We start from the raw sequence: 24874 nt of genomic DNA on the forward strand, positions 1-24874 counted from the left end.
GCATGGCGCCCGCATACAAGGGTTTAAGGTTTCTATGAATCAAGCAATACCGCCGGACCCGCGCATTGCCAGCCTCGAAGCCGAAAACCAGGCCTTGCGCGCACGCATGGCTTTCCTGCTGGAACAGGCCGAGCGCAACCATGACATCATGTGCCGCCACCAGGCGTTCGACCTGGAAATCGTCAGCGCGTCCACGTTTCCTGAATTGATCGGCACCATCTTCCGCACCTTGCCCGTGATTTCCGACCTCGACGGCGTGACTTTGAGCCTGCTCGACGAGGATGACGATATCGTGCTGGTGATGGAAAAGCTCGGCGTCGATTTCAGTGCCTTCCCGCAGTTGCTGTTCGTGCATGCCGTGGCGGAGCTGGGTTTTGCCGCACCAAAGCCCGTGGCCGAGGGCGAAGCGGCCTTGCCGCCGATGCCGCTGCTCGGTGCCTTCGATGCGGCCGTGCATGGCCCGCGTTTTCCGCAGATCGACGCGCTGCGCAGCGTGGCGCTGGTGCCCTTGCTGCGCAACAAGCGCCTGATTGGCAGCCTGAACTTGGCCAGCAGCGACGTGACGCGCTTTACGCCCGCGCTGGGCACGGATTTCATCAAGCACATGGCGTCCATCATCGCCATTTGCCTGGAAAACGTGATCAGCAATGAAATGCTCAAATACATCGGCTTGACCGATTCCCTGACGGGTGTCTACAACCGGCGCTATATCGACCGCCGCCTGCTGGAGGAAATCGCCCGCGCGCGGCGCCAGAATTATTGTATTTCATGCATGTATATCGACATCGACCATTTCAAGCTGGTCAATGACACGCATGGTCACCAGGGCGGCGATGAAGTGCTGCGCGAAGTGGCCACGCGCATCCGCACGGAATTGCGCCGCTCCGATGCGCTGGGCCGCTTTGGCGGCGAGGAATTCGTCGTGCTGCTGATCGACGCCGATCTCGACAGTGCGACCTTCGTGGCCGAACGCATCCGCGCCAGCATCGCCGGCACCATGTTCGACTTGCCGGGCAGCGCGCAGGCGTGGGTCAGCGTGTCGATCGGCGTGGCCAGCCTGGAAGCGGACGCGGCGCTGCTGCCGATTGAAACGGTGGCGCAGCAACTGGTGGCGCACGCCGACCAGGCCCTGTACCAGGCCAAGGCTGATGGCCGCAACAAGGTCGTCAGCTGGAAAGCGCAGCGCGATTGATTATTTCAACAGCAAGGTCTCGGCTTTGGCCACGGCGTCGGCCGTGCCGCGCAGCACCACCACGTCGCCGCTGGCCAGCTGCGTCTCGGGGGTAACTTCCAGGCGGCCGCGGCCGCGGCGGATGGCCGTCACAAACGCGCCGCAGCCGGCCACGTCGACCGCACTCAAGGGCAGTCCCACGCAATGCGCGTCCTCGCTGACGGTGACCGTATGCAGGCGTTCCAGCTCGGCATCGTCGCCCGCGTCGCTGGAACCGTGGAAATAGCCGCGCAGCGAGGCATAGCGTTCCTCGCGCGCCGCCTGCACGCGGTGCACCACGCGGCGCAAGGGCACGCCCATCATGATCAAGGCATGCGAAGCGAGCATCAGGCTGCCTTCCATCAATTCCGGCACCACTTCGGCCGCGCCCGCCTTTTTCAACTGGTCGAGGTCGGTATCGTCATGGCTGCGCACGATGACGGGCAGGGTCGGCGCCATTTCGTTAAGCAGGTGCAATAACTTCAGTGCCGAAGGCGTGTTGGCATACGTGATCACGACGGCGCTGGCCCGGTAGATGCCGGCCGCCACCAGGCTTTCGCGCCGGCCCGCGTCGCCATACGACACGTGGGCGCCGGCCAGCTGCGCTTCCTGTACCCGTTCCGGGTCCAGGTCCAGCGCGTGGTATTCGATCTTTTCTTCCGCCAGCAGGGTGGCCAGGCTTTGCCCGCTGCGCCCGAAGCCGGCGATCAGCACGTGTTTCTGCGATGCCATGGTGCGCGTGGCGATCCTGGTCAGCGCCAGCGATTGCATCATCCAGTCGTTGGCCGCCAGCTTCATGACGATGGCGTCGGACTTGGCGATGAGGAAGGGCGCCACCAGCATCGACAGCACCATCGAGGCCAGCACCACCTGCACGACGAACGGGTCCATCAGCTTGATGCCGCCAGCCAGGTTCAGCAGCACGAAGCCGAACTCGCCCGCCTGCGCCAGCCCCAGTCCCGTGCGCAGGGCCACGCCGTTGCTGGACCCGAACAGCCGCGCCAGGCCCGCGATCAGGGCAAATTTCAGCAGCACGGGACCGCACAGCAAGAGCAGCACCAGCCACCAGTTATCGAGCACCACGCGGATATTGAGCAGCATGCCGACGGTGATGAAGAACAGGCCCAGCAGCACGTCGCGGAAGGGCTTGATATCCTCTTCCACCTGGTGCTTGAATTCCGTCTCGGAAATGAGCATGCCGGCAACAAACGCCCCCAGGGCCAGCGACAGCCCGGCCCGTTCCGTGATCCAGGCCGCGCCCAGCGTGATCAGCAGCAGGTTAAGCATGAACAATTCTTGCGAGCGGCGCTTGGCGACGATGGTCAGCCAGCCGCGCACCATTTTCTGGCCAATGAACAAGAGCAAAATGAGTACGACCAGGGCCTTGCCGCCGGCCCAGGCCAGGGTTTCGGCCAGGTTGTCCGAATCGCGCGTGAGGGCGGGAATCAGGATCAGCAGCGGCACGACGGCCAGATCCTGGAACAGCAAAATGCCGATGATCTTGCGCCCGTGTTCGCTTTCGAGCTCGAGCCGCTCCGTGAGCATTTTCGAGACGATGGCCGTCGACGACATGGCCAGCGCGCCGCCCAGGGCGAACGCGGCTTGCCAGCTCAGGTGGATGTAGGCGGACAGGTAGCGCCCGACGAACCAGCCGAAGACGACGGTGGCGATGATGGTGGTGACCACCTGCGCCATGCCAAGGCCGAAGACGATGCGCCGCATGGCGAGGAACTTGGGCAGGGAAAACTCAAGCCCGATGGAAAACATCAGGAAGACGACGCCGAACTCGGCCAAAGTGTGGCTGGCTTCGTTTTCCGCCGCCAGGCCCAGCGCGTGGGGGCCGATGACGATGCCAACGGCCAGATAGCCCAGCATGGGCGGCAAATGCAACATTCTGAAAGCGACCACGCCCAGCACGGCGCTGCCGAGTAACATCAGGGTCAGTTCAAGCGAGGAAAACATGGGTTGCCCGGTACGGTCAATGGAAATCGTTGTTTGTTGTGACTGGCAAGTTTTTTGCTTTCCTAATTCGTTTATACTTTGGGCATGAGTGTAACCCATGAAAAAACAATGCTGAAAGCTTTTGATCGAATTGACATGCAAGCGACGACCGAGCGCGCTGTCGAGCTGGCCCGCACCACCTTGCAGATCGAGTCCGACGCCATCGTTGCGCTGCACGCGCGCCTGGCCACGGACGACAGCGTGGGCCGCGCCGTGGCGCTGTTGCTGCAATGCAAAGGAAGAGTCGTCGTCTCCGGCATCGGCAAGTCCGGCCATATCGCGCGCAAGATTGCCGCCACCCTCGCTTCCACCGGCACGCCGGCCCTGTTCGTGCATCCGGCCGAAGCGGCCCATGGCGACCTGGGCATGGTCACCTCGGACGATGCCTTTATTGCCATATCGTATTCGGGCGAATCGTCCGAGCTGATGGCCATCATGCCTGTCGTCAAGCGCATGGGCGGCGTATTGATTTCCATGACGGGCAAACCGAATTCCAGCCTGGCCCAGCTGGCCGACGTGCACCTGGATATTTCTGTTGAGAAAGAAGCCTGTCCGCTGAACCTGGCGCCGACGGCCAGCACCACCGTCACCCTGGCCCTGGGCGACGCGATCGCCGTGGCCTTGCTCGACTTGCGCGGCTTCAAGGAAGAAGATTTCGCCCGCTCGCACCCGGGCGGCGCCCTGGGCCGCCGCCTGCTCACGCACGTGCATGACGTCATGCGCAGCGGCGAACGGGTGCCGAAAGTGCCGGTAGAGGCATCCTTGCTGCAGGCGCTGGAAGAAATGACGAAGAAGGGCATGGGCATGACGGCCATCGTCGATGCGGACAACCGCCCCGTGGGCGTGTTTACGGATGGCGACTTGCGCCGCATGTTCGAGCGCGTGCAGGATTTCACGCAAGTGGCGATCCGCGACGTCATGCATGCGCAGCCGCGCAGCATCGCACCCGAACGCCTTGCCGTCGATGCCGTGGCCGTGATGGAGCAGTTCCGCATCAACCAGATGCTGGTCGTCGATGCCGACGGCAAGCTGGTGGGCGCCCTGCATATCCATGATCTGACGCAAGCGAAGGTGATCTGATGGACAGCGTGGCGGACAACCTGGCGCGGGCGGCCAAGGTCAAACTGATGATCTTTGACGTCGATGGCGTGCTCACCGACGGCAGCCTGCATTTCGGCCCCGATGGCGAGATGATGAAAACGTTTAATGTGTATGATGGCCTGGGCATCAAGCTGCTGCAGGAATCGGGCGTGCAGACGGCCATCATCAGCGCGCGCCGCTCGGCCATTACGGCACGCCGCGCGCAAGACCTGGGCATTACCCATGTGCACCAGGGCGGCCACGACAAGCTGACGCCGTTTCGCGAACTGCTGGCGCTGACGGGCTTGACGGAAGAACAATGCGGCTACATCGGCGACGACGTCATCGATGCGCCCATCCTGAAACGCGTGGGCTTTGCCGTCAGCGTGCCGGGCGGGCGTCCGGAAGCGCAGGACCTGGCGCACCATGTGACGCAGGCCGGCGGCGGCCGCGGCGCGGTGCGCGAAATCTGCGAATTCCTGCTGCGCGCCCAGGACAACTATGCGCGCGTCATGGCGCCGTTCCTGGAGTGAGGCGTATCTTGCCGCCAGTGATATTTGAAAGAGTGAAACCCTATGCGTAAGCCAGGAGGCGCCCATCGCTGGCGCACGATTTTTACCCTGCTGGGCGCGGTTGTTGTCGCGCTGGCCAGCTTTTGGCTGCTCGAAGTGATGAACAAGAATAGCCAGGATATCAAGGCCAGCAAGCACCTGGATGAGCCCGACTATTTCATCACCAATTTCAGTCTGGTGCGCATGGATCTGACGGGTAAGCCCAGCTACATCGTGTCGGGCAACAAGCTCACGCATTATCCGGCTGACGATTCGTCCGATATCGACCAGCCCTTCGTGCGCAAGCTCACGCCGGGCATGCCGCCGTTGAACATGAACGCGGAACTGGCGCATATCGACCAGGACAATACCCGGCTGCAACTGCACCGCAAGGTCGTGATCGACCGCGCGGCCAGTCCGAAGGCGCAGAACCTGACGGTCAGGACGGAAGCGCTGACGGTGTTTCCGGACGAGGAAAGAATGGAAACGGACGTGCCTGTCGATATCCTGACGGGCACCTCGCGCCTCAATGGCATCGGCATGAAGGCCAATAACGCCACCGGCGTGGTGGAAGTGCAGAATGCGCTGCGCATGGTCCTCCCGCCGAAACCGCGCCCGGCCGCGGCGGCACAATGACAGAATGAAACAAGGAAACCCTACTATGAAGAACATCTTGCTGTTGACCGTATTTTCGCTGGCCATCATGGGCGTGGCGCATGCCGAGAAGGCCGATTCCGAGAAGGAAGCCGTCATCACGGCACGTAGCGGCCACGTCGATGACGTCAAGCAAGTGCGTACCCTGACGGGCGACGTCGTGCTGGTCAAGGGCACCCTGACCATGAAGGCGGGCCGGGCCCTGATCACGGAAGACCCGCAAGGCTACCAGTTCATCACCTTTTGGGCCGATCCCGGCAAGCTGGCCACGTTCCGCCAGAAGCGCGATGGCGCGGGCGACCTGTGGGTCGAAGGCGAGGCGGAGCGCGTGGAATACGACAACAAAACGGAAGTGGTGAAACTGTTTTCCAAGGCCAAGCTGACGCGCCTGGAAGGCACGAAAGTGACCGACGTGGCCAATGGCGCCTTCATCTCGTATGACAGCCGCCAGGAAGTATTCAAGATGGAAAATTCCGACAGCGGCACCAGCACCTCCGATGGCGGCAGCGTGCGCATGGTGATCCAGCCGAAGACCAAGGCGCCCCAAGCGGAGAAAGCGCCGGCCACGCCTGCGCCAGGAAAGAAATAATGGACAATACTCGTTGCGGCAGCACCCTGATCGTTCGCGGTCTGCAAAAAACCTATGGCAAGCGGCAAGTCGTGCATGATGTCTCGCTGCAAGTCGAATGCGGCGAAGTGGTGGGTTTGCTGGGCCCGAACGGCGCCGGCAAGACCACCTCGTTCTACATGATCGTCGGCCTGGTGCCGTCGGACGGCGGCAGCATCGACATCAGCGGCGTGGACATTTCCAGCCTGCCGATCCACCGCCGCGCGCAGATGGGCTTGTCCTATCTGCCGCAGGAAGCGTCCGTCTTCCGTAAGCTGACGGTGGAAGACAATATCCGCGCCGTGCTGGAAATCCAGACCGTCGAAGGCCGTCCTTTGAAGAAGGCCGAGATCGAGGAGCGCCTGGATAAACTGCTGGCCGATTTGCAGATTGAAAAGCTGCGCGAGAACCAGGCCCTGTCCCTGTCGGGCGGCGAGCGCCGCCGCGTGGAAATCGCCCGCGCGCTGGCCACCGATCCCCGTTTCGTGCTGCTCGATGAACCGTTCGCCGGCGTCGATCCGATCGCCGTGATCGAGATCCAGCGCATCGTGCGCTTCTTGAAGGAGCGCAATATCGGCGTGCTGATCACCGATCATAATGTGCGCGAGACGCTGGGTATTTGCGACCGTGCCTATATCATCAACCAGGGCTCGGTACTGGCGTCGGGACGCCCCGACGACATCATCGCGAACGAGTCGGTACGCCGGGTCTATCTGGGCGAACACTTCCGCATGTAAGCCAATGAAACAATCATTGCAGCTGCGCACTTCGCAGCACCTGGCACTGACGCCGCAGTTGCAGCAATCGATACGCCTGTTGCAATTGTCGACCCTGGAATTGCACCAGGAGCTCGAGCAACTGCTGACGGACAATCCCTTGCTCGAGCGCCTCGACGATCCGCTCGACCGTTCGCTGCGCCTGCTGTCCGACGGGGCCTTGAGTTCCACGGCCGCGCCGGCTGAAGCGCCGCCCCAGCCGCCAGGCCAGGAGGCGCCTGCCGCGCCGGCCGAAGCGGAAACCTTTGACGGCGAGGCGGGCGAGGGCCCGGCCGCTGCGGACGGCGGCGACAGCGACTGGAGCGAGGCGAGCCGGGGCAAGGCGCCCGACGACGAAGATTCGCGCCCGCAACTCGAGGCCCATCACTGCACCTTGCGCGAACACCTGATGGAGCAGATGCGCGTGACGGTGCTCGAGTTGCGCGACCGCGCGCTGGTCGAGCTGATCATCGACGCGCTCGACGACAATGGCTATCTGGAAGAGACGCTCGACGACATCCTGGCGCGTCTGCCGGAAGAGCTGGAAATCGATGCCGACGAGATGCGCACGGCCTTGTCGCTGCTGCAAAGTTTCGATCCGCCCGGCGTGGGCGCGCGCAATGCGTCCGAATGCCTGGCGCTGCAGATCAAGCGCTTGCCGCACATCGCCATGGTGACGCGGCGCATGGCCCTCGTCATCGTGGAAAAGCACCTGGCCTGGTTTGCCCAGCGCGATTTCAACAAGCTGAAAAAAGCCCTCGATTGCGACGATGAAGACTTGCGCGAAGCACAGACGGTGATTCGCCAGTGCAATCCGCATCCGGGCGCCGTATTCGCATCGGACGTGTCCGATTACGTGGTGCCCGACGTCGTCGTCAAGCGCGCGCGCAATGGCTGGCAAGTGACCCTGAACAACGACGTCATGCCGCGCCTGCGCGTCAATGCCATGTATGCCAACTTGCTCAAGCAGGGCAAGGGCGAGGGCGCCATGGGCGCACAGTTGCAGGAAGCCAAGTGGTTGATCAAGAATATGCGCCAGCGTTTCGACACGATCCTGCGCGTCGCACAGGCGATAGTAGAAAGACAAAAGAACTTTTTCTCGCACGGAGCCGTTGCCATGCGCCCCCTTGTGCTCCGTGAAATAGCTGATACACTGGGTTTACACGAGAGTACTATCTCGCGGGTAACAACTCAAAAGTACATGCTGACCCCGCACGGCATGTTCGAGTTGAAATATTTCTTTGGTAGCCACGTCGCCACCGAAGCGGGGGGCGAAGCGTCATCGACGGCGATACGGGCATTGATCGTGCAACTGACAGGAGCAGAAGACCCTAAAAATCCTTTATCCGACAGTAAGATTGCGGACATGCTGGGGGAACAAGGCATGGTGATTGCGCGACGTACTGTTGCCAAATACCGGGAAGCGTTGAAAATTCCGCCAGTGAGCCTGCGTAAGTGTTTGTAAGTTTTTTTCGGTTCCTCTGCGGGCCGGATAGGATGGACCGCACGAACCCGATCATCTTTAGGAGTGTGTATGAATCTCACCATCAGCGGACATCATCTCGAAGTGACACCAGCCATCCGTGAATACGTACAAACGAAGCTGGAGCGCGTGAAACGTCATTTCGATCAAGTTATCGATATCGCCGTGATTCTGACCGTGGATAACCTCAAAGAGAAAGAAAAACGTCAAAAGGCCGAAGTCAACCTGCGTTTAAGTGGCAAAACCGTCTATGTGGAAAGCCTGGCACAAGACCTGTATGCCGCGATCGATGCCCTGATCGACAAGCTCGATAGGCAAGTGATGAAATACAAAACCAAAGTGCAAGGGCACGGTAAAGAGGCGATCAAGCATCTGCCAGACAGCTCGGAAGAAGAATTCGCCCCCGCCGTTTAAGGGCCCGCGCTTTCAACCGTTGTGATCAACTAAGGGCGCACATTGCGCCCTTTTTTGCGCCCTGACCTTTTGAACGCAATGTTCCTCGCGCAGGCGCTAGAATGTTTGTACTTTCACTTTTTTCACGCCTGCCATGAGCGACTTCGTCCAGACTGCCATCCGCAACCGTACGGGGCATATCGTGCTCGACCGTCCGAAAGCCTTGAATTCCCTGTCGCTGGAGATGGTGCGCGCCCTGAGCGCGGCCCTGCTGGCCTGGCGCGACGATCCGCAGGTGGACGCCGTGGTGATCCGCTCGAGCAGCGAAAAAGCCCTGTGTGCCGGCGGCGACATCCGTTTCTTTTACGATGCGGGCCTGGCCACGCCGCAAGGCGGCAGCGCCTTGCTGGAAGATTTCTTTACGGAAGAATACGCGTTAAATCATGTGATTCATTTCTATCCGAAACCGTATATCGCCGTGATGGATGGCGTGGTGATGGGCGGCGGCATGGGCGTGGCGCAAGCCGGGCCCGGCAACCGCTTGCGCATCGTCACGGGCCGCACGCGCATGGCCATGCCTGAAGTCAATATTGGTTTGTTTCCCGATGTGGGCGGCAGCTATTTCCTGTCCCGCCTGGCCGGGCAGCTGGGCCTGTACTTGGGCTTGACGGGCTTGACGATCAGCGCGGCCGACGCCCTGTACACGGACCTGGCCGATGTTTACCTGCCCGAGGCGCAGATCGGGGCGCTGCTGGCCCTGTTCGAATCGACGCCGGGCGAGGCCTTGCCGGTGGCCATCAAGGCGCTGGCGGCGCCATTCCAGGCACAGGCAGGCGTCTCTTCGCTGGCGGTGGCGCGCGCGGCGCTGGACCGCCATTTCGGTGCGGGTTCCGTGGCGGCCATCATGGCTTCGCTGGCGCAGGATGACAGCGCGTTCGCCGGCAAGGCTTTGGCGGCCATGCGTCTGCGCTCGCCCTTGATGATGTCGGTAACTCTGGAATTGCTGCAGCGGGGGGCTCACTTGGGCGTGGCCGATTGCCTGCGTCTGGAACGCACCGTGGTGCGCCACAATTTCGAGCATGGCGAAGTGCTCGAGGGCGTGCGCGCGCTGGTGGTCGACAAGGACAATGCGCCGCGCTGGAATCCATCAAGCCTGGACGAGGTCGACGCGGCCATGGTGGCGCGCTTCTTCGCCCCCGTCTGGCCGGCGTCAGCGCATCCGCTGCGCCACCTGAATTAACTAGCTACGCTCGCGGTGGCGCAGGACCACGCGTTCGTTGGGGCCGAAGTATTGCGCCAGCCGTTCCGCCATGTACACGGAGCGGTGCTGGCCGCCCGTGCAACCGAGGGCCACCGTCAGGTAGCTGCGGTTGTCGGACTTGAATGACGGCAGCCATTTCTCGATGAAGGCGCGGATGTCGGCCAGCAGTTCCAGCGCGCTCGGCTGCGCGTCGAGGAAGGCGATCACGGGTGCGTCGCGGCCGTCGAGCGGGCGCAGCGCCAGGTCGTAATACGGGTTCGGCAAGGCCCGCACGTCGAAGACGAAATCGGCGTCCAGCGGCACGCCCAGCTTGAAGGCGAACGATTCGAAGAACAGGGTCAGCGGCGCGCGTTCGGAGGCGACGATATCCTTGATCCAGGCACGCAATTTGTTGGCGCTCAGCTCCGACGTGTCGATCACGTGGCCCAGCTGTTCGATGGCCGACAGGCGTTCGCGCTCTTCCGAGATGCACTCGATCAGTGTGCGGCGGCTGGCCGGATTCTGGTTCGGGCGCAATTCATGCGACAGCGGATGGCTGCGCCGCGTTTCCGAGAAGCGCGCCACCAGCGAATGCGTGGTGGCCGTCAAAAACATGACCTTGACGTCGTGGCCCTGGTCGCGCAGCAGCGCCACGTTGTGCGGCAAGCTGACGAGCGACTCGGCGCTGCGCGCATCGACGGCGACGGCCAGTTGCGGTGTACCTTCGTCGAGCAGGGTTTGCACCAGGCTGGGCAGCAAGGCCGGTGGCAGGTTGTCGACACAATAATAGCCGGTATCTTCCAGCACATTGAGCGCGACGGATTTACCGGAGCCGGATATTCCGGTGATAAGGACGATATGCATAGCCCGATCATACAATAAAGATCGGCACTCTGCTCCAAGGCAATTATCTTTACAAATTATTGCAATTTAGACTGTCGTATTTCTTTGCTGCACACGTCAACAATGTTGTCGGATTACGCGGCGGCTTTGCCACCGCTAATCCGACCTACGTTGCTAATCGTCGCTCATTGCGAGTCTTTGGTGCAGCAGGGAATTCACGCAGCACTGCTGCGTGCCTGCGTAACGGTTCGCCCTTGCAAGGGCGAACTCCTTGGCAACATTAATCGCCACTCATGGCGAGTCGTTGCCGTTCCATGGAATTCACGCAGCACTGCTGCGTGCCTGCGTAACGGTTCGCCCTTGCAAGGGCGAACTCCTTGGCAACATTAATCGCCACTCATGGCGAGTCGTTGCCGTTCCATGAACTCCTGCAAGGTATCGATGCCGCGCAGCTGCAAAATCGTATTGCGCACGGCCGCTTCCAGCAGCACGGCGATGTTGCGGCCGGCGGCGACGGGGATGACGACCTTGCGCACGGGCAGGCCCAGCACGTCTTCCGTGGGGAACAGGAAAGGCAGGCGCTCGACTTCTTCTTCCAGCGCGTTGCGGCGGACCAGGTGCACGATCAGTTTCAAGCGCATCTTGCGGCGCACGGCCGTTTCGCCAAAGATGGCCTTGATGTCGAGTAAGCCCAGGCCCCGCACTTCGAGCAGGTTTTGCAGCAGGGGCGGGCAGCGGCCTTCGATCATGTTCGGTGCGATGCGCGAGAATTCGACGGCGTCGTCTGCCACCAGGCCGTGGCTGCGCGAGATCAGTTCCAGCCCCAGCTCGCTCTTGCCCAGGCCCGAATCGCCCGTGATCAGCACGCCCACGCCCAGCACGTCCATGAACACGCCATGCATGATGATGCGCTGCGCCAGTTTTTTGGACAGGTAAACGCGCAGGAAGTCGATCACTTGCGCGGCCGGCAGCGGGGTGGAGAACAGGGGAATGTTTTGCTCGTCGCAGATGGCGAGGATGTCGGGCGGCGTTTCCAGCCCCTGCGCAATGATCAGCGCGGGCGGGCCGCCGGCGATCAGCTCGCCGATCACGTGGGTGCGCGTATTGACCTTCAGGCGCTGATAGTAATTGATTTCCTGGTGGCCGAAGACCTGGATGCGGCCCGGATGGATCAGGTTCAAGTGGCCCACCTGGTCGGCGGCCGACGAGACGTCGCCCGAGATCAGGCGTTCGCCGCCGGGGAAGCCGGCGAACCAGCCCAGTTGCAGACTTTCACGATTGTCGTCGTACAGGCGTTGTATCGTCAGCGGCGTTTGCAACATGGCAGTCTTCTTCAGGAGTGGAGGAATACCTGAAGTTTAACCCGCCGCTTGCAGACTGGGTTGCCAATTGACGATGCGCGAATGCACGGATTTCGGTTCCGGATCCGTGGCCAGCGCCGTGCGGAAGGCATCGTCGGAAAACATTTCGGCGATTTCCGACAGGATTTCCAGGTGTTGCTGGGTGACATGATCGGGAATCAGCAGGAAAAACAGCAGATTGACGGGCTTGCCATCGGGCGATTCGAAGGGAATCGGCTCGGCCAGGCGCACGAAGGCGCCCAGTGGCGATTTCAAGGTTTTACTGCCCTTGACTCTACCATGCGGCACGGCCACGCCATGGCCCAGACCCGTCGAGCCCAGGCGTTCGCGGGCAAACAGATTGTCCGAGACGGTAGAGCGGGCGATGCCGTAATTGTTTTCGAAGATCAGGCCGGCTTGCTCGAAGGCGCGCTTTTTACTGGAGACTTCCAGGTCCAGCAGGACGTTTTCGAGGGATAGTATTTTGCTAAGATTAGTCATGACACTCAATGAAATGGTGCAATGCGCAGAGGGCTTGCGAGCCGAATTATAGGCCTGTTTCGGCGGCCTGTAACGCCAATTCTCAACAGTATACGCCCGCTACGGGCGCAGTGGGCGCTACAGCCCACGTGACCATCATTTTAGCAAAAAAATAACATCGGCGTGTATCGGCTATTTCCTGATTAAAAACACGCGGCGCGCCGGTTTTTCCGCCGCCGAATGCCGATTTTCCAATTTTTCAGCGTCTGTGACATGCTCTGCGGCACTACTGCAACGTTGTTTTAAAACACAGCCAACATTCCTGCTGGCATGGTTTCGTGGTGGTGTTTGGTGTTACTGGCGCGCGTTGCGCAGATTGCCCGGCATCGTACCCGTGCTGAAGTTGCTGCGCCATGGATTGATATCGAGGCCGCCGCGGCGCGTGTAGCGCGCATACACGGACAGTTTTTGCGGCTTGCACTGACGCAAGATATCAACAAAGATGCGCTCCACGCATTGCTCGTGGAATTCATTGTGCTCGCGGAAACCGATCAGGTAGCGCAACAGGCTTTCCTGGTCGATTTGCGGCCCCGCATAGTCGATTTGCACGCTGCCCCAGTCGGGCTGGCCCGTCACCAGGCAATTTGATTTGAGCAAGTGCGAGACGAGTTTTTCTTCCACGGGCGCTTCATCCAAGGCGGCTTTCAGCAGCAGCGGCGAGGGCGTGTATTGCGTGATTTCCAGGTCCAGTCGGTCGAGCAGCACGCCGTCGAACTCGCCCATTTTCAGCTTGCCGAAATCTTCCTGCAAGGTCAGTTCCACTTGCACGGGCGCGCCGAAACCGTTCGACAAATCCTGCTTGAGCAGGGCCAGCAGCGCTTCGGGGCTGTCCAGTTTGGTCTGGTTGAACGAGTTCAGGTACAGCTTGAACGATTTCGACTCGATGATGTTCGGCGAATCGGCCGGCGCGCTGACCTTGGCGACGGCCACCTGCGGCTTGCCGCGCTGGTTCAGCCACGACAGTTCATACGCATTCCAGATATCGAGGCCGAAGAACGGCAGTGTGCCGTGCAGCTCCAGCTCGTCGCGCTTGCCCTGGCGCGGAATCGGAAACAGCAATTCGGGCGCGTAATCGGTGCGGTAGGCGGAGCTTTTGCCCAGGGGAGATTGTTCGGCGAGATCGTTGGTGGTGGTCATGGTCGTGTGGCGTGAGTTCGGTCAAGGACGCATGGTAGCCTATTTCAACCCAACGGCGACGGCTGGGGTCGTACCCTGCAGGGTAATGCGCCCCAGTATTTCGCAGTACGACCCCGAAGTATTTGCAGTTGCTATTACCCCAGGAACAGCTTATACACAGGATTGCTGCTCTCATCCCAGTAACGGTACCCGAGGGTATCGAGGAAGCGCGCAAACTCGCCCATCTCATCGGGCGGCACTTGCAGGCCGATCAGGATGCGGCCCACGTCGCCGCCCTGGCTGCGGTAATGGCACAGGGAAATATTCCAGTTCGGCGCCATGCTGTCGAGGAAACGCATCAGCGCGCCGGGGCGCTCGGGGAATTCAAAGCGGTACAGCAACTCGTCCTGCGCCAGGCGGCTCTTGCCGCCCACCAGATGGCGGATGTGCGACTTGGCCAGCTCGTCGTGGGTCAAGTCCAGGGTCTTGAATTCGTGTTCCTCGAAGGTTTTCGCCAGCACGCTCGACTCATGCCGGTCGGCAATCTGGATGCCGACGAATACGTGCGCGGCTTTTTCATCGCTGATGCGGTAATTGAATTCCGTCACGTTGCGCGCGCCGATGAGCGAGCAGAAACGCTTGAAGCTGCCCCGCTGTTCGCGCATGGTGACGGCAAACACGGCTTCGCGGAATTCGCCCAGTTCGGCCCGTTCCGCGACGAAACGCAGCCGGTCGAAATTCATGTTCGCACCGCTGGCGATGGTGACCAGGGTTTCGTTGTTGACGGGGTGCTTGGTCAGGCTGGCCCGTTCCACATAGGCCTTGGCGCCGGCCACGGCCAGCGCGCCGGACGGCTCCAGAATGCTGCGCGTATCCGTAAACACATCCTTGATGGCGGCGCAGATGGCGTCTGTGTCGACAGTGATGATTTCATCGACATATGCCTGCACGAGGCGGAAGGTTTCCTCGCCAGCCAGGCGCACGGCCGTGCCGTCGGCAAACAGGCCCACGTCGTTCAGGGTCACGCGTTCGCCGGCCTTCAGCGAACGGGCCATGGCGTTCGAATCGACGCTTTGCACGCCGATGATCTTGATGTCGGGGCGAATCTGTTTCACGTAGGCGGCAATGCCGGCGATCAAGCCGCCGCCGCCGATGGGGGCGAAGATGGCGTGGATGGGGCCGGCGTGCTGGCGCAGGATTTCCATGCCGATCGTGCCCTGGCCGGCGATCACGTCCGGGTCGTCGAACGGGTGCACGAAGGTCAGCTTCTGTTCCTTTTCCAGGGTCAGTGCATGGTTGTAGGCATCCGTGTACGACTCGCCGTGCAGCACCACTTCCACGTTCACGCCGCCGCGCCCTTTGACCGCCTCGACCTTTACCAGCGGCGTGGTGGTCGGCATGACGATGACGGCACGGCACCCCATGCGCGCGGCGGACAGGGCCACGCCCTGGGCATGGTTGCCGGCCGAGGCGCAAATCACGCCGCGCTTGCGTTCCGCTTCGCTGAGCTTGGACATCTTGTTGTAGGCGCCACGAATCTTGAAACTGAACACGCTTTGCATGTCTTCGCGCTTGAAGTAAATCTGGTTGTTCAGGCGCTGCGACAGGGCAGGGGCCAGTTCCAGCGGCGTTTCGGTGGCGACGTCATAGACGCGGGCGGTCAGGATTTTCTTGAGGTAGTCGATGTTCATAGTCTGCAAGCAAGTGATTCTGGGCCAGAAAGGGTCTGGAGCGTGTCTGTCGATAGCGGCGGCGCGGCGGCGGATAGCCTGGCGACAATAATGCTCTGTGGAACTGCGGGCGGGTATGCCTTTGCCGGCCGGCGCGATGTGTGCGGCGCCCAGGCTGCTCTTCATTATAATGGAGAGCCTTACTGCATCGCGAAGTGTTCCATGATCGAATCCGCAATCGCCTGGCTGCTGCAGCTGATCGCAGCACCGGAAGTCGGGCTGACATCGGTCTTTCTGATCAGCTTTATTTCCGCCACCTTGTTGCCGCTCGGCTCGGAGCCGGCCGTGTTTGCCGTCATCAAGGCCAATCCCGCGCTGTTCTGGGCCGCCATCGGCGTCGCCACCCTGGGCAATACCCTGGGCGGCATCGTCGACTACTGGCTCGGCTACCGGGCCAAGCAGGCGTTTGCCAAGGAGCGCGACACGCGCTGGTTCCGCTGGCTGGCCCGCTATGGCGCCAAGACCATGCTGCTGGCTTGGCTGCCCCTCGTGGGCGATCCCCTGTGCACTTTGGCTGGCTGGCTCAAGCTGCCGTTCTGGCCCAGCGTCGCCTACATGGCCGTCGGCAAGTGCGCGCGCTACCTGACCATGACGGGCTTGCTGCTGTACGTGCCCGATGGCGTATGGCACCGGATCGGCCAGATGCTGGCCTGAACGGGTCTGCCTGCAACGCCGATTTGCCCCATTTTTGGGCAGTCCGATAGTTTGCAGTGGAGTCCGATTCTTGGCATTTTTGCGTCAAAAAATCATGGAAACTGGTTTTTTATTCACGTAAAAGAAGGCTTTTCCATATTTTCTATGATGGCGGATCAGGTGCTTAAACCTTGGGCGGCATAAGGCTGTTCCCGCATGGTGCGGCGCAATAAGATAAAATGGCCCTTTAGGGTCCAGTCTATATCGTCACCACACTCCATGAACGCTCCCGCACAAATCCAAGCTTTACTGGCAGAAACGCCGAATGGTCCCGCAGCAAGCCGCCTGCGCGAAATCCCGTATAACTACACGTCGTTTTCCGATCGCGAGATCGTCATACGCCTGTTGGGGGAGGACTCCTGGCGCCTGCTCGACGAGCTGCGCGGCGCCCGCCAGACGGGCCGTTCGGCCCGCATGCTGTACGAGGTGCTGGGCGATATCTGGGTCGTGCGCCGCAATCCCTACCTGCAGGATGACTTGCTCGACAATCCGAAGCGCCGCCAGGGCTTGATCGATGCCTTGCATCACCGCTTGGCCGAAGTCGACAAGCGCCGCCTGTCCATCGATGCGGCCGGCGGCGACGCGCTGGCGGCCGGCGAAGCGCCGGAAGTGGCCAAGGCGCGCAGCGCCAACGTGGAGCTGCTGCTGAAGGCGGCCAGCAAGGCCGTGGCCGACTTTGGCGACGAATTCCGCAAGACCTACGATTTGCGCAAGCGCACGGTCAAGGTGCTGGGCCGCTACACGGAAAAACACAATGTGCGCTTCGACGGCATGACGCGCGTGTCGCACGTGACGGACGCCACCGACTGGCGCGTGGAATATCCGTTCGTCGTGCTCACCCCCGACACGGAAGAGGAAATGGCAGGCCTGGTCAAAGGCTGTATCGAGCTGGGGCTGACCATCATCCCGCGCGGCGGCGGCACCGGCTACACAGGCGGGGCGATTCCCCTGACGCCGATGTCGGCCGTCATCAACACGGAAAAACTCATCACCCTGGGTGCCGTGGAAATGACGGTCTTGCCGGGCCTGACGCATGAATATGCGACGATCAATTCGGGCGCGGGCGTGATCACGAACAAAGTGTCGGAAGCGGCGGAAAAGGCCGGTTTCGTGTTTGCCGTCGACCCGACCTCGGCCCACGCTTCGTGTATCGGCGGCAACGTCGCCATGAATGCGGGTGGCAAGAAGGCCGTGCTGTGGGGCACGGCGCTCGACAACCTGGCTTCGTGGCGCATGGTCGACCCGAACGGCGACTGGCTCGACGTCACGCGTCTCGACCATAACCTGGGCAAGATCCACGATATCGCGCTGGCACGTTTCCAGCTGGAATGGCGTCACCCGAGCACGCGCGACGCGACAAAACCGAACGCACCGTTCAAGACGGAAATTTTGGAAATTCCTGGCCGCAAGTTCCGTAAAGAGGGCCTGGGCAAGGACGTTACCGATAAATTCCTCGCCGGCTTGCCGGGCATCCAGAAAGAGGGTTGCGACGGTCTGATCACGTCGGCGCGCTGGATTTTGCACAAGATGCCGAAATTCGCCCGCACCGTCTGCCTGGAATTCTTTGGCCAGGCGCGCGACGCGATTCCGTCGATCGTGGAAATCAAGGATTACCTCGATGGCTTGCCGGCCAAGGGCGAGCAATACACGAGCATCCGCCTGGCGGGCCTGGAGCATCTGGACGAGCGCTACCTGCGCGCCGTCGGCTACGCTACCAAGTCGAAGCGCGGCGTGCTGCCGAAGATGGCCCTGTTTGGCGACATTGTCGGCGACGATGAAAACGCCGTCGCGCAAGCGGCGTCGGAAGTGGTGCGCATCGCCAACACCCGCGTGGGTGAAGGTTTTGTGGCCGTCAGCCCGGAAGCGCGCAAGAAATTCTGGTTAGATCGTGCCCGCACGGCCGCGATCGCCAAGCACACCAACGCTTTTAAAATCAATGAAGACGTCGTCATTCCCCTGAACCGCATGGGCGAATACACGGATGGCATCGAGCGCATCAATATCGAACTGTCGATCAAGAACAAGCTGCAACTGGCTGACGCCCTGAGCGCGTTCTTTGCCAAGGGTAACTTGCCAATCGGCAAGAGCGACGATGCGTCGGACGACCGCGTGGACGATGCTGAAATGCTTGGCGACCGTGCCGAGCAGGCGCAGCAGTTGCTGGCGCAAGTCACGGCACGCTGGACCTATCTGCTGGCCCAGCTGGACCGTCCGCTGGTCGACGCGAAGGGTGAATTGGCCGAACTGGGCATGGAGCGCTTGCTGCCCGTGTTCGAGGCGCGCCTGGAAACGCAGCCGAACGCCACCTTGTTCGACGTGGTGCAGGACCGCACCGTGCGTATTACATGGAAACAGGAAATCCGGGCCCAGCTGCGCCAGATTTTCAACGGCGCCGCGTTCAAGCTGATCCTCGACGAGGCGACGGCCATCCACGCGCGCATCCTGCGTAGCCGCGTGTTCGTCGCGCTGCACATGCATGCGGGTGACGGCAACGTGCACACGAACTTGCCCGTCAACTCGGACAATTACGAAATGCTGCAGGACGCCCACGAAGCCGTGGGCCGCATCATGATTTTGGCCCGCTCGCTCAATGGCGTCATTTCCGGCGAGCACGGCATCGGTATTACCAAGCTGGAATTCCTGACGGAAGAAGAAATCGGCGACTTCCGCAGCTACAAGCAGCGCATCGATCCGGAAGGCCGTTTCAACAAGGGCAAACTGCTGAACCTGCCGGGCATGGGCGCCGACTTGCGCAATGCCTACACGCCATCGTTCGGCCTGATGGGCCATGAATCCTTGATCATGCAGCAAAGCGATATCGGCGCCATCGCCGACAGCGTCAAGGATTGCTTGCGTTGCGGCAAGTGCAAACCCGTGTGCTCGACCCACGTGCCGCGCGCCAACTTGCTGTACTCGCCACGCGACAAGATCTTGGCGACCTCGTCCTTGATCGAAGCCTTCCTGTACGAAGAGCAGACGCGCCGCGGTATTTCCATCAAGCATTGGGAAGAGTTCGAGGACGTGGCCGACCATTGCACGGTCTGCCATAAATGCGTGACGCCTTGCCCTGTGAACATCGACTTCGGCGACGTGTCCATGAACATGCGCAACCTGCTGCGCAAGATGGACAAGAAGAGCTTCAATCCGGGCACCAAGGCCACGATGATGTTCCTCAACGCCACCGATCCCGTGACCATCAATGCCACGCGCAAGGTCATGATCGGCTGGGGTTACAAGGCGCAGCGCCTGGGCAACGATTTGCTGAAGAAGTTTGCCAAGAAGCAAACCAAGGCGCCGCCGCCATCGACGGGCAAGCCGCCCGTCAAGGCGCAGGTGATCCACTTCATCAACAAGAAAATGCCGGGCAACCTGCCGAAGAAATCGGCGCGCGCGCTGCTCGACATCGAAGACGACAAGGTCATCCCGATCATCCGCAATCCGAAGACGACGACGGCCGATACGGAAGCCGTGTTCTACTTCCCCGGTTGCGGTTCGGAGCGTTTGTTCTCGCAAGTGGGCCTGGCCACGCAAGCGATGCTGTGGGAAGTGGGCGTGCAGACGGTATTGCCACCGGGCTACCTGTGCTGCGGTTATCCGCAGCGGGGCGCGGGCGAGTTCGACAAAGCCGAGAAGATGATGACGGACAACCGCGTCCTGTTCCACCGCATGGCCAACACGCTCAATTACCTGGACATCAAGACGGTGCTCGTGTCGTGCGGCACGTGTTACGACCAGCTGGCCACCTACCAGTTCGAGAAGATTTTCCCTGGCTGCCGCATCATGGATATCCATGAGTATTTGCTGGAGAAAAACGTCAAGCTGGAAGGCGTCAACGGCACCCGTTATATGTACCACGAGCCATGCCACAATCCGATGAAGCTGCAGGAATCGGGCAAGACCATCAACTCCCTGATCAGCACGGTAGATAACGTGAAGATCGAGAAGAATGACCGTTGCTGCGGCGAATCGGGTTCGCTGGCCGTTACGCGTCCCGACATTTCCACGCAAGTGCGTTTCCGCAAGGAAGAAGAGATGGTCAAGGGCGCCGACAAGCTGCGCGGCGACGGTTTCACGGGCGACGTCAAAATCCTCACCAGCTGCCCGTCGTGCCTGCAAGGACTCTCGCGCTACAATGACGATTCGGGCACGACGGCCGACTACATCGTCGTCGAGATCGCCAAACACTTGCTGGGAGAGAACTGGATGCCGGATTACGTGAAACGCGCCAATGACGGCGGTATCGAACGGGTGCTGGTGTGACCTGCGATCTGTGCACATTGCTGGACGGCTTTGCCAACAAGCAGGGCTGTGAAGCCTTGCTGTGGCGCAGCGAGCGCCTGTCCGTCGTGGCCGTCGATGACGCCGCCTATCCCGGCTTTTGCCGCGTGATCTGGAACAAGCACGTGAAAGAAATGACGGATCTGACGCCTGGCGAGCGCAACTACGTCATGGAAGTCGTGTGGCAAGTCGAGCTGGCCGTGCGTGAAGTGATGCAGCCGGAAAAGGTCAACGTGGCCAGTTTCGGCAACATGACGCCGCACGTGCACTGGCACGTGATTCCCCGCTACCGCGACGACGCGCATTTCCCGAACCCCAGCTGGGCTGTCGTGCAGCGCGAGACGGCACCCGAGGTGCTGGCCGCGCGCCGCGCCCTGTTGCCGGCCTTGCGCGACGCCATCATTCAACGTTTATCCGCATAAAGTATCGTCATGACTGAAAAAGCAGCAACACCGCAACCGACCGGCTTGACCGTGCACAACCAGTCGCGCGTGCTCGACGTGGCTTTCGACGATGGCAGCGAATTTGCGCTGCCGTTCGAATACCTGCGCGTGTATTCGCCGTCGGCCGAAGTGCAGGGCCATGGCAAAGGCCAGGAAACCTTGCAATTAGGAAAGCGCCTGGTCGGCATCATAGGCCTGGAGCCGGTCGGCAACTACGCCGTGCAACCGACCTTCAGCGATGGCCACAATTCCGGTCTGTACACCTGGGCATACTTGTACAAGCTGGGCGCGGAAAAAGACAAGCTGTGGCAAGCCTACCTGGACCAGCTGGCGGCAGCCGGCTACCCGGGCGACAGCGGCCGCGACGCCAAGGCCGACATGACGTTCAAGCAATCTTCCGGCCACGTCCACGGACCGAGCTGCGGTCACAAACACTAGGGTAAAAAATAATGCGGTAATCTTGTCGGATTGCCGCCGCCCCGTTCGTCGTATGAATGCCCGCGCTTGCGGGCATTTTTCTTTTGGAGAAGAGACTATGGAATACCTGATCCTGATCTACGCCGACGAGGCGCGCTTTGAATCCATGGAAGAGGGCCAGATGGCCAGCCTGATGGCCGACTTTGCCAGCTATACGCAGGCGCTGGAGGCGGCAGGCGTGCTGCGCGGGGGCGCCGAGCTGGCGCCAGTGGGCAGTGCCACCTGCGTGCGGGTGCGCAATGGCAAACCCGTCATCACGGATGGGCCGTTCGCGGAAACCAAGGAACAGCTGGGCGGCTACTATCTGCTAGCCTGCGCCAATCTGGACGAGGCGCTGGCCTGGGCCGGGCGTTGCCCGGTGGCCTCCTTGGGCACCATCGAAGTGCGGCCCGTGACGGCTTGACGATGGCCGGCGACGCCATCGCGGCCGTCGAACGCGTCTTTCGCCAGGAAAGGGGCAGGGTGCTGGCAGGCCTGATGCGGCGTTTCGGCGACCTGGGCCTGGCGGAAGATGTGTTGCAGGAAGCGTGCCGCAAGGCGCTGGAACTGTGGCCGCGCACGGGCACCCCCGATAATCCCGCCGCCTGGCTCAGTTCCGTGGCGCGCAATGCGGGCCTCGATCACGTGCGCCGGGCGGGCAAAAGCGTCAGCGATGCCGAGGCCCAGCTAGCCAGCCTGACTGCGGCCGTGGCGGTGGACGCGCCGCCGATCGAAGACGACCGCCTGCGCCTGCTGTTCATCTGCTGCCATCCTGCGCTCGCGCCCGAGGCGCAGGTGGCGCTGGCCCTGCGCACCCTGTGTGGGCTGTCCACGGGCGAGATCGCGCGGGCCTTCGGCGTGGCGGAAGCTGCCCTGTCGCAGCGGCTGTTGCGCGCCAAGCGCAAGATCGCGGAAGCGCGTATCCCCTTCGAGTTGCCGCCGGAGCAAGAATTGCAGCCACGGCTGGCGCAAGTGCTGCACGTGATTTACCTGGTGTTCAGCGAAGGTTATTGCGCCAGCGGCGGCGACACCCTGCTGCGCGCGGACCTGTGCGCGGAAGCGCTGCGCCTGGGGCGGCTGCTCGACAGTCTGCAGCCGGGGCAGCCGGAAGTGCAGGGTGTATTGGCCCTGATGCTGTTGCAGGCGTCGCGCGGCCCGGCCCGGCTGTCGCCTGAAGGCTATTTGCTGACCCTGGAAGAGCAGGACCGGCGTCTGTGGGAAGGGGAATTGATTGCCGAGGGTCTGGCTGTGCTGGAACTGGCCTTGCTGGCGCGCGCGCCAGGGCCATATCAGCTGCAGGCGGCGATTGCCGCCTTGCACGCCAAAGCGCCCACGGCCAGCCAGACGGACTGGCGCCAGATCAGCGCCCTGTACGGCGCTTTGCTGCGGCACAAGCCGGAACCGTTGATCTTGCTCAATGCCGTGATCGCCTGCGCCATGGCGCATGGCACCGCACACGGGCTGGCGTGGCTCGAGCGCCTGGAAGCCGTGCCCAGCCTGGCGCCATCGCATTATCTGCATGCGGCCCGGGCCGACTTGCTGCGCCGCCAGGGCGACCGGCCGGAGGCGCTGGCGGCATATGCCCGGGCGGCCATGCTGGCTTCGAATGCAGTGGAAAGGCAATACCTTCTCCGGCGTCACGGGGAAATGCGCCTGCCGCTTGTATAATGCTCCCAAGTTCAAACAGACTGCCTACCATGACCAATACGACCCATTTCGGATACAAAACAGTTGCAGAAGACGACAAAGTGCGCGAAGTCGCCAAGGTGTTCCATTCCGTCGCTGCCAAATACGACGTGATGAACGACTTGATGTCGGGCGGGCTGCACCGTCTGTGGAAGACGTTTACCATTGCCAACGCGGGCGTGCGCCCCGGTTTCAAGGTGCTCGACATCGCTGGCGGCACGGGCGACCTGTCGAAGGCATTCGCCAAGCAGGCGGGCCCTACCGGCGAAGTCTGGCTGACCGATATCAATGAATCGATGTTGCGCGTGGGCCGCGACCGCCTCTTGAATCGCGGCTTGCTGACCCCCACCTTGTTGTGTGACGCGGAAAAACTGCCATTCCCCGATAATTATTTCGACCGTGTCAGCGTGGCCTTTGGTTTGCGCAACATGACGCACAAGGATGTGGCGCTGGCGGAAATGCGCCGCGTGCTGAAACCGGGCGGCAAGCTGCTGGTGCTGGAGTTTTCCAAGGTGGCCGCCCCCCTGCAAAAGCCGTACGACCTGTATTCGTTCTCGGTCTTGCCGTGGTTCGGGCAGAAAATCGCCGGCGACGCGGAAAGCTATCGTTACCTGGCAGAATCGATCCGCATGCATCCGGACCAGGAAACCCTGAAGACCATGATGGAAACAGCGGGCCTGGAGCGCGTGCAGTACTACAATTTGACGGCAGGCATTGCCGCTTTGCACACCGGTATCAAGATGTAATGCATCAATGTTGGTGATTTTAGGAGATGGAATGAAATTGAAGAAATTTATGGTCGGCATGATGCTGGCCGCGACCACGGTATCCATGCTGGGCGAGGCGCTGGCCCGTCCCATGGGCGGTGGCCGTTCGATAGGTCGTCAGTCGCAGAACGTGAGCCGCCAGGCGCCGGCCCCAGCGCCGGCACCGGCTGCCACGCCACGCCAGGCGCAACCGGCGCCGGCTCCTGCGCCAGCACCTGCCGCCAAGGCACCGAGCCGCTGGAAGGGTTTGCTGGGCGGCGCCTTGCTGGGTCTGGGTCTGGGCGCGCTGCTGTCGCACTTCGGCCTGGGCGGCGCCCTGGCCAGCATGATCAGCACCTTGCTGATGGTGGCTTTGCTGGCCGGCGTGGTCTTCTTCATCTACCGCATGGTGCGCGGCAAGCGTGCTGGCAACAGCAGCGGCAATACGCCGTTCGCCGGCTTCGGCAACCAGCCTGCGCCAGCGGGCAACCTGCCTGACATCGGTTCGCGCATTCCACCGCTGCCACCGCTGCAGCCCGTCTCGTCCGGCGTCGGTCTGGACAAGCCGGACCCGGTCCCGGTGCCGGCTGCCGCGCCATGGGGCGTGCCAAGCGACTTCGACAAGGATGCCTTCCTGCGCCACGCGAAAAGCAATTTCATTCGCCTGCAAGCGGCCTGGGACAAGGCTGACGTCAACGATATCCGCGAATTCACGTCGCCGGAAGTGTATGCGGAACTGCGCATGCAAATCCAGGAACGGGGTGCGCAGCCAGACTTTACCGATGTCGTCACCATCGATGCCGAACTGCTGGGTATCGAGACGAGCGTCAACGATTACCTGGCCAGCGTGAAGTTTGTGGGCCTGATCCGTTCGGCGCCGGGCGCCGCGGCGGAACCGTTCGCGGAAGTGTGGAATATGTCGAAACCCGTCAGCGGCAATAGCGGCTGGGTCCTGGCAGGCATCCAGCAATTGAATTAATTGCAAAAACTTGCTGAATATTGGCTTAAGTCCATGCGGAATGCATGATG

The 24874-nt window shown here is 61.6% G+C and carries 23 protein-coding genes; 17 read left to right on the forward strand and 6 right to left on the reverse strand.

What is annotated here, in order from left to right:
• Positions 1-34: 34 nt before the first annotated feature.
• Entirely contained in the window at positions 35-1192 is a 1158-nt protein-coding gene (locus AC4BCN_RS03880) for a GGDEF domain-containing protein (protein WP_490492608.1), read from the forward strand.
• Here the strand turns inward: AC4BCN_RS03880 and AC4BCN_RS03885 are convergent, their stop codons facing one another.
• A complete protein-coding gene (locus AC4BCN_RS03885; protein ID WP_128141115.1) occupies positions 1193-3172 on the reverse strand; it encodes a monovalent cation:proton antiporter family protein in 1980 nt (659 codons plus the stop codon). It abuts the gene before it with no gap.
• Positions 3173-3256: 84 nt separating this feature from the next.
• On the opposite strand from AC4BCN_RS03885, the gene AC4BCN_RS03890 reads away from it, so the two are divergent.
• From AC4BCN_RS03890 to AC4BCN_RS03925, 8 genes are all read left to right on the forward strand, one after another.
• The gene (locus AC4BCN_RS03890) at positions 3257-4291 is read left to right on the forward strand and encodes a KpsF/GutQ family sugar-phosphate isomerase (RefSeq protein ID WP_490492609.1); all 1035 of its coding nucleotides are present in this window, start codon (positions 3257-3259) and stop codon (positions 4289-4291) included.
• On the forward strand, positions 4291-4824 hold the full coding sequence (locus AC4BCN_RS03895) for a KdsC family phosphatase (protein WP_046681707.1): 534 nt from the start codon (positions 4291-4293) through the stop codon (positions 4822-4824). The genes AC4BCN_RS03890 and AC4BCN_RS03895 overlap by 1 nt, the downstream gene beginning before the upstream one ends.
• 42 nt (positions 4825-4866) lie before the next feature.
• A complete protein-coding gene (gene lptC, locus AC4BCN_RS03900; RefSeq protein ID WP_490492610.1) occupies positions 4867-5478 on the forward strand; it encodes an LPS export ABC transporter periplasmic protein LptC in 612 nt (203 codons plus the stop codon).
• Between the two features lie 25 nt (positions 5479-5503).
• Positions 5504-6085 carry a lipopolysaccharide transport periplasmic protein LptA gene (gene lptA / locus AC4BCN_RS03905; RefSeq protein WP_128141118.1) on the forward strand — a complete coding sequence of 194 codons (582 nt, stop codon included), beginning with the start codon at positions 5504-5506 and terminating at the stop codon, positions 6083-6085.
• A complete protein-coding gene (lptB, locus tag AC4BCN_RS03910) occupies positions 6085-6840 on the forward strand; it encodes an LPS export ABC transporter ATP-binding protein (RefSeq protein ID WP_034753325.1) in 756 nt (251 codons plus the stop codon). Before lptA ends, lptB begins: the two co-directional genes overlap by 1 nt.
• 4 nt (positions 6841-6844) lie before the next feature.
• The gene (locus tag AC4BCN_RS03915; protein WP_072457685.1) at positions 6845-8323 is read left to right on the forward strand and encodes an RNA polymerase factor sigma-54; all 1479 of its coding nucleotides are present in this window, start codon (positions 6845-6847) and stop codon (positions 8321-8323) included.
• A gap of 69 nt (positions 8324-8392) precedes the next feature.
• Positions 8393-8755, forward strand: coding sequence for a ribosome hibernation-promoting factor, HPF/YfiA family (hpf, locus tag AC4BCN_RS03920; RefSeq protein ID WP_490492611.1), 363 nt, complete (start codon positions 8393-8395; stop codon positions 8753-8755).
• Positions 8756-8888: 133 nt separating this feature from the next.
• Complete coding sequence (locus tag AC4BCN_RS03925) at positions 8889-9974, forward strand: enoyl-CoA hydratase/isomerase family protein (protein ID WP_490492612.1); 1086 nt, start codon at positions 8889-8891, stop codon at positions 9972-9974.
• Here AC4BCN_RS03925 and rapZ read toward each other — a convergent pair whose 3' ends face one another.
• The 5 genes from rapZ to ilvA form a co-directional block, all read right to left on the reverse strand.
• A complete protein-coding gene (gene rapZ, locus AC4BCN_RS03930) occupies positions 9975-10838 on the reverse strand; it encodes an RNase adapter RapZ (RefSeq protein WP_139092210.1) in 864 nt (287 codons plus the stop codon).
• A gap of 365 nt (positions 10839-11203) precedes the next feature.
• The gene (gene hprK, locus AC4BCN_RS03935) at positions 11204-12139 is read right to left on the reverse strand and encodes an HPr(Ser) kinase/phosphatase (RefSeq protein WP_034753337.1); all 936 of its coding nucleotides are present in this window, start codon (positions 12137-12139) and stop codon (positions 11204-11206) included.
• Positions 12140-12175: 36 nt separating this feature from the next.
• Entirely contained in the window at positions 12176-12658 is a 483-nt protein-coding gene (locus AC4BCN_RS03940; protein ID WP_034753339.1) for a PTS sugar transporter subunit IIA, read from the reverse strand.
• Between the two features lie 333 nt (positions 12659-12991).
• Complete coding sequence (queF, locus tag AC4BCN_RS03945; protein ID WP_139092209.1) at positions 12992-13834, reverse strand: NADPH-dependent 7-cyano-7-deazaguanine reductase QueF; 843 nt, start codon at positions 13832-13834, stop codon at positions 12992-12994.
• A gap of 134 nt (positions 13835-13968) precedes the next feature.
• Entirely contained in the window at positions 13969-15504 is a 1536-nt protein-coding gene (gene ilvA / locus AC4BCN_RS03950; RefSeq protein ID WP_139092208.1) for a threonine ammonia-lyase, biosynthetic, read from the reverse strand.
• A 201-nt stretch (positions 15505-15705) separates the two neighbouring features.
• Between ilvA and AC4BCN_RS03955 the strand changes: the two genes are divergently transcribed.
• From AC4BCN_RS03955 to AC4BCN_RS03990, 8 genes are all read left to right on the forward strand, one after another.
• Positions 15706-16197, forward strand: coding sequence for a YqaA family protein (locus AC4BCN_RS03955; RefSeq protein WP_034753347.1), 492 nt, complete (start codon positions 15706-15708; stop codon positions 16195-16197).
• Positions 16198-16455: 258 nt separating this feature from the next.
• Positions 16456-20496 (forward strand): DUF3683 domain-containing protein, encoded by a 4041-nt coding sequence (locus AC4BCN_RS03960; RefSeq protein ID WP_128141121.1) that lies wholly within the window; start codon positions 16456-16458, stop codon positions 20494-20496.
• Entirely contained in the window at positions 20493-20936 is a 444-nt protein-coding gene (locus AC4BCN_RS03965; RefSeq protein WP_070305338.1) for an HIT family protein, read from the forward strand. The genes AC4BCN_RS03960 and AC4BCN_RS03965 overlap by 4 nt, the downstream gene beginning before the upstream one ends.
• Before the next feature lie 9 nt (positions 20937-20945).
• Complete coding sequence (locus tag AC4BCN_RS03970; RefSeq protein WP_490492613.1) at positions 20946-21395, forward strand: gamma-butyrobetaine hydroxylase family protein; 450 nt, start codon at positions 20946-20948, stop codon at positions 21393-21395.
• 97 nt (positions 21396-21492) lie between these two features.
• The gene (locus AC4BCN_RS03975) at positions 21493-21837 is read left to right on the forward strand and encodes a YciI family protein (protein ID WP_490492614.1); all 345 of its coding nucleotides are present in this window, start codon (positions 21493-21495) and stop codon (positions 21835-21837) included.
• Positions 21838-21839: 2 nt separating this feature from the next.
• Positions 21840-23081, forward strand: a complete 1242-nt coding sequence (locus tag AC4BCN_RS03980; RefSeq protein ID WP_490492615.1) for an RNA polymerase sigma factor — start codon at positions 21840-21842, stop codon at positions 23079-23081.
• Positions 23082-23110: 29 nt separating this feature from the next.
• Positions 23111-23845, forward strand: coding sequence for a bifunctional demethylmenaquinone methyltransferase/2-methoxy-6-polyprenyl-1,4-benzoquinol methylase UbiE (gene ubiE / locus AC4BCN_RS03985; RefSeq protein ID WP_034753359.1), 735 nt, complete (start codon positions 23111-23113; stop codon positions 23843-23845).
• A 31-nt stretch (positions 23846-23876) separates the two neighbouring features.
• The gene (locus AC4BCN_RS03990; protein ID WP_490492616.1) at positions 23877-24824 is read left to right on the forward strand and encodes a Tim44 domain-containing protein; all 948 of its coding nucleotides are present in this window, start codon (positions 23877-23879) and stop codon (positions 24822-24824) included.
• Positions 24825-24874: the final 50 nt, after the last annotated feature.

This window comes from Janthinobacterium sp. Bl 1, assembly GCF_058215535.1.